Consider the following 12,616-nt stretch of genomic DNA (forward strand, 5'->3'; position numbering starts at 1 on the left):
GGGTGCCGCCCACCGGACGACTCTTATTTTATGGCGAGAATTAACGAAGAGCGTACCGGCCGGAAACTATTGACGCCGTCCCCTTTGCCCGGTGAGGATCGGCCGGTCCGCCGCCCTCGCAGAATGGACCAGACCATGGCCGGAAGATCACGCGCGTGGTCGCGTGCGCGTCGAAGTTCGCTCGTCACGCTGATGAGCCTGAGCCTGCTCGGCGGGGTCGCGCAGGCGGCACCGCTGCAGGCCCAGGCCGCACCGGCACAGCCCGTCATCGGCAAGCCCGCCCTCGACAAGGACGGCTGCGCCAAGATCGAGAAGACCCTGCCGACCCTCGCGGACTGGCCCAAGGTCGACAGCCAGCTCAAGGGGAAGGCCGGCGACGAGGCCCGCATCGCCCAGATCCTCTCGGGGATGACCCTCGAGGAGAAGGTCGGGCAGATGACGCAGCCCGAGATCACCTCGATCACCCCCGACGAGGTCCGCCAGTACGCCATCGGCACCGTCCTCAACGGCGGCGGCGCGTGGCCCGGCGCCAACAAGCACGCCACCCAGCAGGACTGGCTGAACCTCGCCGACTCCTACTGGAACGCCTCCAAGACCAGCCGCACGAAGATCCCCGTCATCTGGGGCATCGACGCCGTGCACGGCAACAACAACGTCTACGGCGCCACCGTCTTCCCGCACAACATCGGCCTCGGCGCGGCGCACGACCCGTGCCTCGTCCGCGACGTCGCCGGCGCGACCGCCCGCCAGGTCCGCTCGACCGGCCAGGACTGGGCGTTCTCGCCGACGCTGGCCGTCGTCCAGGACGACCGCTGGGGCCGCACCTACGAGGGCTTCTCCGAGGACCCGCGGATCACGCGCTCCTACGGCTACGAGGACATCAACGGCCTCCAGGACGGCGCCACCAGCCGCATCGGCTACAACGGCGTGATCGCCACCGCCAAGCACTTCATCGGTGACGGCGGCACGGCCAAGGGCCAGGACCAGGGCGTCAACCCGTCGTCCGAGGCCGACATGATCAACCTCCACGGCCAGGGCTACTACGGCGCGCTCGCCGCCGGCTCCCAGACCGTGATGGTGTCGTTCAACAGCTGGACCAACCCGGACCTCGGCATCAACGAGGGCAAGCTGACCGGCAGCAGCAAGGCGATGAACGAGATCCTGAAGGGCAAGATCGGCTTCGACGGCCTGGTCGTGTCCGACTGGAACGCCATCGGCCAGGTCCCCGGCTGCACGAACTCCTCCTGCCCGCAGGCCATCAACGCCGGCATCGACGTCGTGATGGTGCCCGCGGACTGGAAGGCGTTCATCACCAACACCGTCGCCCAGGTGCAGAGCGGCCAGATCCCGATGTCGCGCATCGACGACGCCGTGACCCGCATCCTGCGCGTCAAGATCCGCGACGGCATCTTCGAGTCGCAGAAGCCGTCCGACCGCTCCTACGCCAACTCGGACGAGGCGCTGAAGGACAACTGGCTGGCCCGCGACGCGGCCCGCGAGTCGCAGACGCTGCTGAAGAACAACGGCAACGTGCTGCCCCTCAAGCCGAAGTCCAAGGTCCTGGTGGTCGGCAAGAGCGCCGACAACATCTCGAACCAGACCGGCGGCTGGACGCTGAGCTGGCAGGGCACCGGCAACACCAACGCCGACTTCCCCAACGCCACCTCGATCCTCACCGGCATCAAGCAGGACCTCGGCGACGCCAACGTCACCTTCGACGCCACCGGCACGGTGGACCCGAAGGGCTACGACGCCGTCATCGCCGTGATCGGTGAGACGCCGTACGCCGAGGGCGTCGGCGACCTGACCCGCAAGACCCTCGAGGCCTCGAAGCTCTACCCCGAGGACGCGGCCGTGCTGGACAAGGTCAGCGGCAAAGGCACCCCGGTCGTCACCGTCTACGTCGGCGGCCGTCCGCTCTACATGAACCACGAGATCAACCGCTCGGACGCGTTCGTCGCGGCCTGGCTGCCCGGCACCGAGGGCGGCGGCGTCGCCGACATGCTCGTCAAGGGCAAGGACGGCACCGGCTACCAGGGCACGCTGTCCTACTCGTGGCCGAAGAGCGCGTGCCAGTCGCCGCTCAACCCGTGGTCCCCGGACTACGACCCGCTGTTCAAGCTGGGTTACGGCCTGAAGACCGGCCAGCGCGTCACCATCGGCCAGCTGGACGAGACCCCCGGCCCGGCGACCTGCGGGTCCACCGGCGGCGGCGGGACGGCGACCGAGGACCTGTCGATCTTCGACCGGACCGACGTCGCCCCGTACAAGAGCTTCATCGGCTCGGCGGAGAACTGGGGCGGCACCGAGATCGGCCCGGACGGCACCGCCGCGCACAGCGAGATCAACACCGTCCCGACGGACGTCAACGTGCAGGGCGACGGCCTGAAGACGACCTGGACCGGCACGGGTGCCGCCCAGCTCTACCTCCAGAACCCGGCGGGCACGGACGACCTGCGCAGCTACCTGAACGCGGACGGGGCGCTGGAGTTCGACACCGTCGTGCAGCAGGCACCGGTCAACCGGACGGTGATCAGCATGCACTGCGTCTACCCGTGCTTCTCCGAGGTGAACGCGACGAAGCTGTTCACCGACCTGGCGGGCGGCGCGAAGACGACGGTCAAGATCCCGTTGTCCTGCTTCAACAACGGGCTCGACTTCGAGCACATCAACACCCCGTTCCTGGTCTACACCGACGCCGCGTTCCAGGCGTCGTTCGCGAACGTGCGGTGGGTCCCCAACGGGGCAAAGGATCCCGATGCGAGACCTTGTTCGAGCTTGACCTGAGCACCGGCCGGGCCGGGAGCGGAATCCGCTCCCGGCCCGGCCCGTTTTCCGCCACGATGAAGTGATGACCACCGACGCGATCGCGCTCGCCGACGAACTCCTCGACGTCCTGGGCACCTACATGCCGCTCGAAGCGACCTTCGTCGGCATCGAAGGCCACGACGCCGAGCTGACCGATCCCGGCGAAGCCGCCCACGCACGGCTGCGAGCACGGGCCGCGGACGTCCTGGCCCGGGCGCGAGCCTCAGAAGACGACGATCGCGTCACGCTGGGCGTCGTCGTCCAGCAGGCCGAGGCCATTCTCACCCAGCTCGACGCGCGGGTCGTGGAGTTCACCCTGGCCGCTCCGATGTTCGCCGTCGGGATCAGCCACCTCGCCTTCCTGCCCCAGCTCGCGCCGTCCGGCGAGCAGGACGCGACCGGCTTCCGGGCCCGGCTGGCCGCCCTGCCCGCGCTCTACGAGGCCCTTGCCCAGCGGCACCGCGACGGCCTGGAGGCCGGCCGGACGCCGGTCGAGCGGATGGTCGGCAACGCCGTCGCGTTCCTCGACCGCTTCCTCGCGCAGGAGACGCCGTTCCCGGGCCACGAGCAGCTGGTCGCCGACGTCGTGCGGCCCGCGCTGACGCGCTACCGCGCGGTGCTCACGACCGAGATCGCCGGGCACGGCCGGCCCGACGAGCGGCCCGGGCTCTGCTGGCTCGAAGACGGCGAAGCGACGTACGCGGCCCTGGCCCGGATGCACACGACCACCGACCACACGCCCGCGGAGCTGCACCAGCTCGGCCTGGACGTCCTGGCGGGGCTCGATGCCGAGTACGCCGAGCTCGGCGAGCGCGTCTTCGGGCTGACCGAGCCGGCCGAGGTGCGCCGCCGGCTGCGGACCGACGAGAGCCTCCGCTGGCGCGACGCCGAGGAGATGCTCGACACCGCCCGCGCCGCCGTCGCCCGCGCGACCGCCGCGGCGCCGGGCTGGTTCCCGCGGATGCCGGCCGCCGAGTGCGTCGTGCGCGCCGTCCCGGACGCGGACGCGCCCGTCGCCGCCCCCGCGTACTACCTGCCGGGCGCGCCCGACGGCTCGCGGCCCGGCGCCTACTTCACCAACACCCACGAGGTGCGCACGCGGGACCGGTTCATCGCCGAGACCGTCGCGTTTCACGAAGCCGTGCCGGGGCACCACTTCGAGGTCTCGCTGGCGCAGGAGCTGACCGGGCTCCCGCAGCTGCGCCGGATCGCGCCGGTGACCGCCTACAGCGAGGGCTGGGGGCTCTACACCGAGCGGCTGGCCGACGAGATGGGCTTGTTCTCCGGCGACGTCATGCGCCTCGGCATGGTGGCCGAGGACTCCGTCCGCGCCGCGCGGCTGGTGGTCGACACCGGCCTGCACGCGCTGCGCTGGACACGCGAGCAGTGCGTTGACTTCCTCCGCACGCACACGGTGCTCAGCGAGGTCGAGGTGCAGTCCGAGACCGACCGGTACATCGAGTGCCCCGGGCAGGCGCTGGCCTACATGACCGGCCGGCTGGAGATCGTCCGCCTGCGCCGGTTCGCCGAGGAGACGCTCGGGGACGCCTTCGACATCAAGGAGTTCCACGGGGTCGTGCTCGGCAGCGGGCCGGTGCCGCTGAAGGTGCTGGACGACGTCGTCCGCGCCTGGGTCGCCTCCGCCTGATCAGTGCTGCGCGCCGTAGGACTTCTGGCACGGGTAGCCGTCGCCGGTGGCCGACCAGCTCGCCGGGTAGCCGTTCTGCGCCCACGCCGCGTAGGCCTGGGCGTAGGTGTAGCCGCGGGAATACAGCCACTGGCACGGCGTCTGGCTGCCCGAGTTGGTGATGGAGATCCACGGCTGGGCGTTGTACCAGCTCGGCTGGGCGTACCACTGGCTCGTCACCGCGACGCCCGGGCTCTTCGGCTGGACGTAGACGGTCTGCGGCGCCGGCACGACGACCGTCTGGGGCACGGGCGCGGTGACGGTCGGGGTGCTGGGGGCCGTGACGGTCGCCGTCACGGCCGGGGCCTGGGCCGGGCTGCCGGCGAGCGTGCGCCCGGGAAGCCCGCACGCGGCCAGGGCGAGCACCGCGGAAAGCGCCGTCACGGCGCGGAGAATACGCATGGTCCTGCTCATTTCGTCCGGGTCATGTGGCTGCCGGTGAGAACGCCGCCGGAAACGGTGTAGGAACCGGAAAATACGCGGGTGCTGCCGTCGGTCTGAATCGCGGAAAGCACGACGTACACGGTGTTCCCGCGGACGTCGGTGACGGTCAGCGTGTCCCACGACGTCGTCGAGAAACCGTTGACGTACTTGGTGTACCCGCCACTCCCGGCGATGCGGCTGCCACCGAGCGACCACGCCGTGGTGAAATCACGGCGGTTCAGCGCGTCGTAGTAGGAGATCACCGTCTGGGCCGCCGACGGGTCCACCGGCGCGACGTAGACCGGCGGCTGCTGGACGTAGACCGTTTGCGGTGCGGGCACAGCAATGACGCTGGTCGTCGCCGCCTGCGGGGTCACCGCGACCGGGACCGGCACGCCCGCCACGGGCACGCCGCAGGCCGCGGCACCGACCAGGAGCAGGGCGCCGACGAGAATTCCGGTGGGTTTCATGGAAATCAGCTTCTTCCGTGTTCGCCACCCCAGGAATCGGCCGCCCGCGGAATTCTGCAACAGTTTCCGGAGAACGCGACCCAAGCGTTATCCCGTTGGATTCAGACGTTCTGCCGCGTGATGTCGTAGGCCGTCATCGCGGCGGCCAGGTGCCGCGCGTCGGCGGCCCGCGTCGCGTCGAACCCGGTGATCAGCTGGATCCGGCCGAGGCGGTAGGTGAGGGTGTTGCGGTGGATGCTCAACGCACTCGCCGCTTCGCCTCGGTTGTACCCCGAGACGACGAACGCGCGCAGGGCGTCGATCAGGTGCGGGTGGTCTTCGAGCGGGTCCAGCACCCGCGCGAGGGCGTCGCGCGCCGGGCCCGGGCGGGCGAGCTGGTACTCGATGGCGAGGTCGGCCAGCCGGTAGAGCCGCGCGGGCCGGCGCAGGTTTTCCGCCAGGGCCAGCACTTCCACGGCTTCGGCGTGCGCGGCCGGGATGCCGGCGTGGGTCTCCGCCCGCGCCGCGGCGGCGGTGCAGGGCCGGCCGCAGATCCGGTCGACCCGCGCGGCGACGGCGTCCACCGCGACGCCGTCCGGCACGAGCAGCACCCCGCCGTCACCCTTGAAGGTCACCAGGACCGCACTGTCCACATCGGACCGGACCGCGCGGAAGAGGTCCGTCGCCGCCCGGGAACCGGCCGAAGCGGGCAGCGCGGGCAGGTGGAACACGACGACGTCGTAGCCCGGCGGCAGCTCGCGGTGGCGCACCGGACGGCCGGCGAGCAGGCTCGACGCGAGGTTCTGCCGGTCCTCGCGCTGTTCCCAGTCGAGGTCTTCGCGCTCGCGCAGGTACGCCTCGGCGACGCGCGGCATCACCTCGCCGAGGAAATCGAGCATCCGCGCGCCGAGCAGCGCCCGGTCGCCGGTCAGCCGTTCCCACGCGACGCTCGCAGCGAGCGGGTAGATCTTCAGGACGGCTTCGAGCGGCAGGCCGTCGCGAGCCCGCTCCGCGCCCCAGGCGATCGGCAGGGCCAGCTCGTCGTCGGTCGGGCGCCGGCCTTCGGCGACGGTGGTCAGGAACAGCTCGAACACCGCGGTCGCGTTGGCGACCAGGTCACCCGCCAGCACGCTCGCGGGCAGCAGGCGGTATTCGGGGATCTCGGCCGCGCAGCGAGTGATCATCGCGCTGGCGATCTCACCCGATCGAGGGAACAGCTCGGCCACGGAATCCATGCCACATTGTCACCATGCACAAACGGCCACGGCAACTTTCTGCGCGTTCTGCCAGCAGACAGCCCTGATCTTGTGCCGCATTCTGTGCAGAGCAACCAGACTGAAGGGACTTCGCAATGGCGCGGGGAACAAAACGATGGCTGGCCGGGCTCGGGATCGCGAGCCTGCTCGCACTGGGCTTGGCGGCACCGGCCCAGGCCGCGAGCGGCGGCAACAACGACTTCGGCTGCCGCCCGAGCGCCGCGCACCCGAACCCGGTCGTGCTGCTCCACGGCACCTTCGCCACCTACTACGAGGACCTCAACTTCCTGCAGGCCGACCTGGCCGCCCGCGGCTACTGCACGTTCTCGCTGACCTACGGCGCCTACCCGCAGTTCCCGTTCGTGGGCGGCCTCAAGCCGGTCGCGGAGTCGTCGGCAGAGATCAAGAACTACGTCGAGAAGGTCCGCGCGGCCACCGGCGCGGCCAAGGTCGACGTCGTCGGGCACTCCGAAGGCGGCCTCCAGTCGATCTACCTGGCCAAGATGCAGGGCATCCAGAGCGAGATCGGCAAGGTCGTCGCGATCGCGCCGCCGACCCACGGCGCCAACGCGTCCGGGCTGCTGACGCTGGCCTACACGCTGCTCGGCAAGAGCACGTGGGACAACGTCGTCAAGACGATCGGCCTGCCGATCTTCGCCGACGAGCTGGACGGCGGCGCCGCGATCGTCGCGCTCAACACCGGGCCGGTCGCCCAGCCCGGCATCGACTACACGATCATCACCTCGCGCTACGACGAGCTGGTCACCCCGACCGAGACGTCGTTCATCCGCGAGCCCGGCGTGCACAACCGCTACGTCCAGGACTCCTGCCCGTTCGACCCGGTCGGGCACATCGGCGAGGCCTACGACCTCAACGTCTGGCACCTGGTCCGCAACGCGCTCGACCCGGCGCACGCCGCGCCGATCCGGATCTGCGCGGTGGGCTCGCCCGGATGACCTGGCCCCGCTACGACGGCCCCGAGGACCTCGCGGCGATCGAGGCCGTCCCGCTGGCGGACCGCGGCCTGCCGGAGAGCACGTACGAGCTGCTCCGGCGGGCCGGGAGCCGGTTCGCCGATCGCCCCGCGCTGACGCTCCTGCCTTCGGGTGAGGCGTGGGAGCACGCGGAGACCTGGACGTACGGCGACCTGCTCGCCCGCGTCCACCGGATCGCGAACGTGCTCGCCGACCTGGGCGTCACCCGGCGGGACGCGGTCGCGCTGCTCGCGCCCAACAGCGGCGACGTCTTCGCGGCGACGCTGGCGGCCCAGGCCGTCGGCATCGCCGCGCCGGTCAACCCCGGCCTCGCACCGCACCAGGTGCGGGAGCTGCTCGAGACGTCCGGCGCGCGTCTGGTCATCGCGGCCGACCCGGACCTGGACATCGGCCGCCCGGTCCTCTCGCTCGCGGAGCTGGCGGCACGCGCCGACGCCGCCGATCCGGTCCGGCTGCACGCCGAGCCGCCTCGGGGTACGGACTTCGCGGGCTACTTCCACACCGGCGGCTCCACCGGCACCCCGAAGATCGCCGTGCACACCCAGGCCGGCGAGGTCGCCATGGCCTGGACGCTCGCCGCGTCCACCGGCGACGACGACCTCGTGCTGCTCGCCGCGCTCCCCCTGTTCCACGTCAACGCGCTGCTCGTGACCGGGCTGGCGCCGCTGTTCAAGGGCCAGCACGTCGTCTGGGCGGGCCCGCTCGGTTACCGCGACCCGGCGCTCTACCCGGTGTTCTGGCGGATCGTCGAGCGCTACCGGATCGGCGCGATGTCCGCGGTGCCGACGGTCTACGCCGTGCTCGCGCACCTGCCGGTCGACGCGGACATCTCCAGTCTCACGTTCCCGATCGTCGGCGCGGCGCCCTTGCCCGCGGCGGTACGACGGCAGTGGCGCGAGCGCACCGGCGTCGAGTTGGTCGAGGGCTACGGCCTGACCGAGGGCACCTGCGCGTCCGCCCGCGGTTTCTTGGGCGTCGTGCGGCCCGGCACGGTCGGGCAGCGGATGCCGTACCAGGAGGTCAAGGCCGTCCGGATCGACGGCGACGGCTGGACCGACCTGCTCCCCGGCGAGACGGGCGTGCTCGTGATCCGCGGCCCGAACGTCTTCCCCGGCTACCTGCGCGACGGCGAGCCGGACCCGGCGGGCAAGGTCGTCGACGGCTGGCTCGACACGGGTGACCTGGGCAGCGTCGACGCCGAGGGGTTCATCCGGCTGGCCGGCCGCGCGAAGGACCTGATCATCCGCGGCGGCCACAACATCGACCCCGCGACGATCGAGGAGGCGCTGCTGACGCACCCGGCGGTGTCGGCCGCGGCCGCCATCGGACGCCCCGACCGGCACTCGGGCGAGGTCCCGGTGGTCTACGTAACCCTGCACGCCCCGACACCCTCCGCCGAGTTGCTGGAGTGGGCGGCCACGCGGGTCCCCGAGCGCGCGGCCGTCCCGAAGGCTGTCCACGTCGTCCCGGAGATCCCGCTGACGGCAGTGGGCAAGCAGTACAAACCGGCGCTGCGCCAAGACACCCTGCGCCGGGTGGCCGAGGCCGAGATCGCCGCCCTGGACCTCGACTCCAAGGTGACAGTCGAGCTGGACCGCGACGAGCCCGTGGTGGTCATCGCCGCGCCACCCTCGGCGCCGCTCGCCACGGCCCTGGACGCCTACGCCTTCCGCTGGCGCTGGGGGTCGTGAGTGTTTAGGGCGGTTCTAACCGCCCTAAACACTCACGACGTCCTTAGCCGAGGCCGATGGCGAAAACGTGCAGGTTCGGGTCGGTCGGCAGCGTGACCGAGGCGATCTGCTTGCCCGCCGGGGCGTCGAACGGCGCCGTCGCGTAGACCGACGCGCCGCCGCCCGGGCCGCCCGGCTGGTTGCGGTGGTCGGCACGCGCGACGAGCGTGTTGCCGAACACCGGATCGGTGCCGCCGCCCGGGAACACCCAGTCACCGAAGGACAGGTCGGCCTGCCCGGTGGTGCCGTCGGTGAAGGTGACCGTGGCCTTGGCCTGGTGGTCGCCGTTCGACGCCGTGCCGATGAACGACAGCCGCGTCCCCGACAGCCGGACCGTCTGCCCGGCCGGGACGACGTTGTCCGGACGTCCGGCCGGTGCGGCCGGCCACACGAACGACGTGCCCACGGCCTGCGACGTCTTGCCGCCGACCAGGCCCGCCGCGGCCAGCGCCTCCCGGGAAAGGCTGTTCCCGGCGCCGTCGATGTCCGCCGAGCCGACGTCGCCGTCGTCCGAGATGCCGACGTTCGAATACGCCGCCGTGAGCCCGCCCTTCGGCGCGACCAGCACGATCACCGAGCCGGGCACCGACGTCGAGCCGCCCCGGACGGTCACCGGGACCTGGTAGTAGCCCTCGGGTGTCCCGGCGGCCACCGAAACCGTCAGCTTCGCGGTGCCGCCGCCGGTCCGGTCGTCGAGCCGGACCTGCCGCGGCCCCGTGACCTTCAGGCCGGCCGGCGCCTTCGTCGTGACGTCCAGCGTGCGGTCGTGCCCGCCGAGCCGTTGCGCGCTGACCGTGGCCTCGCCCGTGCTGCCCGGTTCGACGACGACCTGGTTGGTCGCCGACGCCAGGAACGGCTTCTCGTTGTCCTGGTAGGACGGTGGCGCCGAGTTCGCCGCCCACCGCTTGTCCGGAGTGGACTGCAGGGAGAAGTCCAGCCGGGCGCCGTCGCGCACGGTGTTCGCGGGCAGGTACGTGCGGTCCCAGTCGCGGCCGTTCAACGACAGGTCGTGGACGTACGGGGTGCCCGAAGACGCCTTCGGGGCGCGGATGTCGATCGTCCGTCCATTCGGGAGGGACAGCACCGCGCGCTCGAACAGCGGGCTGTGCACGACCAGGTCCGGCGTGCCCGGCGTGGCCGGGTAGATGCCGAGCGCGGCCCAGACGTACCACGACGACTGCGCGCCGAGGTCGTCGTTGCCCGGCTCGCCGTCCGGCGTCGCGCTGAACAGCGTCGTGGCGATCTCGCGGACCACCTGCTGCGTCTTCCACGGCTGCCCGACGTGGTTGTACAGCCACGGCACGCCGAAGTCGGGTTCGTTGCCGGCCCACATGTTCGGCTCGTTCGGGCCGACGTTCAGCTTCTGGAAGAATGTGTCCAGCCGCGTTGATACCGCGGCCGGCCCGCCCATCGCCGTCACCAGGCCGGCCGGGTCCTGCGGCACCAGCCAGGTGTACTGCGCGGCGTTGCCCTCGTCGAAGCCGTCCTGGCCGAACTTGCCGGGCGGCGGCGGGACGTAGGCCGGGCCGTCCGGGAACCGGCCGTCCTGACCGCGCGGCTGCAGGTAGCCGGTGAGCGGGTTGAAGATGTTCTGCCAGTTCTGGCCGCGCTGGGTGAACTCGCGCGCGACGTCCCGGTCGCCGATGCCCTGCGCGAACTGCGCGATGGCGAAGTCGTCGATCGCCCACTCCAGGGTGATCGACGCGCCGACGCGGGCGTGGTCGCCGCGCGAGGCGTCGTTGTTCGGCATGTACCCGCGGGCGACGTAGTCCGCGATGCCCTTGCGTTCCTGGTACGCGCCAGGCGTGTCGTCGACCGACGTCGCGCCCTTGACCAGGTACTTCAGCGCCGTCTTGACGTCGAAGTCCCGCGCGCCGAACGCGTAGAGGTTGGAGATCAGCGCGACCGAGCTGTCGCCGGTCATCTGGCCGGTGTAGTCGTTCGCCATCGGCCAGCGCGGCCACCAGCCGCCCTGCACGGCGTCGTTGGTCAGCGACTGCGCCATGTCGCTGGCTTCCTTCGGGAACAGCATCGCCTGCAGCGGCGCGAGCGAGCGGTAGGTGTCCCAGTCGGAGAAGTTCGCGTACTGGTGCCGCCCCTTCGGCAACGTCCGGATCTGGTCGTCGAAGCCGATGTAGCGCCCGTCGGCGTCGTCGAACGTGTTCGGGTGCATCAGCGAGTGGTACAGGAAGGTGTAGAACGTCTTGAGCTGAGCCGCATCGCGACCCGCCACCCGGATCTTGCCCAGCGCCTGCGTCCACTTGTCCCTCGTGGCCTTGCGGACGGCGGCGAAGTCGAAGCCCGGGACTTCCGCGGCCGCGTTGGCCTTCGCGCCGTCGACGCCCACGTAGGACATCGACACCTTGGCGTGCACCAGACTCTGGGCACCGAAGGTCAGGTACGCGCCCGCCTTCGGCGAGTCGACGCTGTCGGTGTCCGGCTTGACGCTCGAGCCGTCCCAGGTGCCGTGCGCGGTGAACGGCTGGTCGAAGGTGATGTCGTAGTAGACCGTGTACTTGTTCGGCTTGCCGCAGAAGTTGCCGGTGGTGGCCGAGCCGCTGACCTCGCGGTCGCCGGTGATCTTCAGGTCGGCGTGCGAGTTCCCGGCGAGGCTGGCGCCGCCCTTGACGAGCACCTGCGCGTTCGCGCCGGCCGGGAAGGTGAACGCGGCGAGCCCGGTGCGCGTGGTCGCGGTCAGCTCGGCCCGGACCTTCGAGTCGGCGAGCGTCACGGCGTAGTAGCCCGGCTCGGCCTTCTCGTCGTCGTGGGTGAAGTGCTCCGTGCGGTCCCAGGGCGCGCTGCCGACGTCGCCGGTGATCGGCAGGATCGGCACGTCGCCGAACGCGTTGCAGCCGACCGAGGCGTGGTCGAGGCTGAAACCTCGGATCTGATCACTGTGGTACTGGTAGCCGGCGTACGCGCCTTGGGTGTCCGGCGAGAACTGCATCATCCCGAACGGCGTCGCCGGGCCGGGGAAGTTGTTGATCTCCCCCACCGAACTGCCGCCGCTACCCGTCCCGATCAGCGGGTCGACGTACACCGACGGGTCGCTGACCAGCGGAGTTCCTGGTGACATCGTTGTCGGCGTCGCCGAAGCGACAGCCGGAATCCCGATCACCGCCGTCGCGACGATCGCCGCCATGAATCTGACTCGCACCGATGCCTCCCGCGGCCGCTCAGACAAAACTGCCCTGGACATCCGACCTTTGCGTGCCGCCGGGGGCGCGGTCAACACTTTGACAAAGACTTGACCCGTTCCCCCGAGGTA

At 71.0% G+C, this 12,616-nt stretch carries 8 protein-coding genes; 4 read left to right on the forward strand and 4 right to left on the reverse strand.

Translation table 11 applies throughout. The features are described 5' to 3' along the window. Positions 1 to 192 precede the first annotated feature (192 nt). The gene (locus OHS58_RS27865; RefSeq protein ID WP_326951639.1) at positions 193 to 2,787 is read left to right on the forward strand and encodes a glycoside hydrolase family 3 protein; all 2,595 of its coding nucleotides are present in this window, start codon (positions 193 to 195) and stop codon (positions 2,785 to 2,787) included. 64 nt (positions 2,788 to 2,851) lie between these two features. Beyond that, entirely contained in the window at positions 2,852 to 4,456 is a 1,605-nt protein-coding gene (locus OHS58_RS27870; protein WP_328644531.1) for a DUF885 domain-containing protein, read from the forward strand. Here OHS58_RS27870 and OHS58_RS27875 read toward each other — a convergent pair whose 3' ends face one another. The 3 genes from OHS58_RS27875 to OHS58_RS27885 form a co-directional block, all read right to left on the reverse strand. Then, positions 4,457 to 4,879 carry a hypothetical protein gene (locus OHS58_RS27875; RefSeq protein ID WP_326943968.1) on the reverse strand — a complete coding sequence of 141 codons (423 nt, stop codon included), beginning with the start codon at positions 4,877 to 4,879 and terminating at the stop codon, positions 4,457 to 4,459. It lies immediately after the preceding gene. 26 nt (positions 4,880 to 4,905) lie between these two features. Next, the gene (locus tag OHS58_RS27880) at positions 4,906 to 5,388 is read right to left on the reverse strand and encodes a hypothetical protein (RefSeq protein ID WP_328644532.1); all 483 of its coding nucleotides are present in this window, start codon (positions 5,386 to 5,388) and stop codon (positions 4,906 to 4,908) included. 101 nt (positions 5,389 to 5,489) lie between these two features. Further along, complete coding sequence (locus tag OHS58_RS27885) at positions 5,490 to 6,602, reverse strand: PucR family transcriptional regulator (RefSeq protein WP_328644533.1); 1,113 nt, start codon at positions 6,600 to 6,602, stop codon at positions 5,490 to 5,492. A 116-nt stretch (positions 6,603 to 6,718) separates the two neighbouring features. Here OHS58_RS27885 and OHS58_RS27890 point away from each other — a divergent pair, with 116 nt between their 5' ends. Both OHS58_RS27890 and OHS58_RS27895 read left to right on the forward strand, forming a co-directional pair. Then, a complete protein-coding gene (locus tag OHS58_RS27890; RefSeq protein WP_326943971.1) occupies positions 6,719 to 7,579 on the forward strand; it encodes an esterase/lipase family protein in 861 nt (286 codons plus the stop codon). Then, positions 7,576 to 9,309, forward strand: coding sequence for an AMP-binding protein (locus OHS58_RS27895; protein ID WP_328644534.1), 1,734 nt, complete (start codon positions 7,576 to 7,578; stop codon positions 9,307 to 9,309). Before OHS58_RS27890 ends, OHS58_RS27895 begins: the two co-directional genes overlap by 4 nt. Positions 9,310 to 9,352: 43 nt before the next feature. Here the strand turns inward: OHS58_RS27895 and OHS58_RS27900 are convergent, their stop codons facing one another. Then, positions 9,353 to 12,505 (reverse strand): GH92 family glycosyl hydrolase, encoded by a 3,153-nt coding sequence (locus OHS58_RS27900; RefSeq protein WP_328644535.1) that lies wholly within the window; start codon positions 12,503 to 12,505, stop codon positions 9,353 to 9,355. Between the last annotated feature and the right edge of the window lie 111 nt (positions 12,506 to 12,616).

The sequence above is a fragment of the Amycolatopsis sp. NBC_00348 genome, from assembly GCF_036114655.1.
In the GTDB taxonomy this organism is placed as follows: domain Bacteria; phylum Actinomycetota; class Actinomycetes; order Mycobacteriales; family Pseudonocardiaceae; genus Amycolatopsis.

Bases quoted from the DNA above. Each gene is read 5' to 3' on its own strand.
- OHS58_RS27865 (WP_326951639.1), top strand. From the start codon at position 193: ATGAGCCTGAGCCTGCTCGGCGGGGTCGCGCAGGCGGCACCGCTGCAG.
- OHS58_RS27870 (WP_328644531.1), top strand. From the start codon at position 2,852: ATGACCACCGACGCGATCGCGCTCGCCGACGAACTCCTCGACGTCCTG.
- OHS58_RS27880 (WP_328644532.1), bottom strand. From the start codon at position 5,388: ATGAAACCCACCGGAATTCTCGTCGGCGCCCTGCTCCTGGTCGGTGCC.
- OHS58_RS27885 (WP_328644533.1), bottom strand. From the start codon at position 6,602: ATGGATTCCGTGGCCGAGCTGTTCCCTCGATCGGGTGAGATCGCCAGC.
- OHS58_RS27890 (WP_326943971.1), top strand. From the start codon at position 6,719: ATGGCGCGGGGAACAAAACGATGGCTGGCCGGGCTCGGGATCGCGAGC.
- OHS58_RS27895 (WP_328644534.1), top strand. From the start codon at position 7,576: ATGACCTGGCCCCGCTACGACGGCCCCGAGGACCTCGCGGCGATCGAG.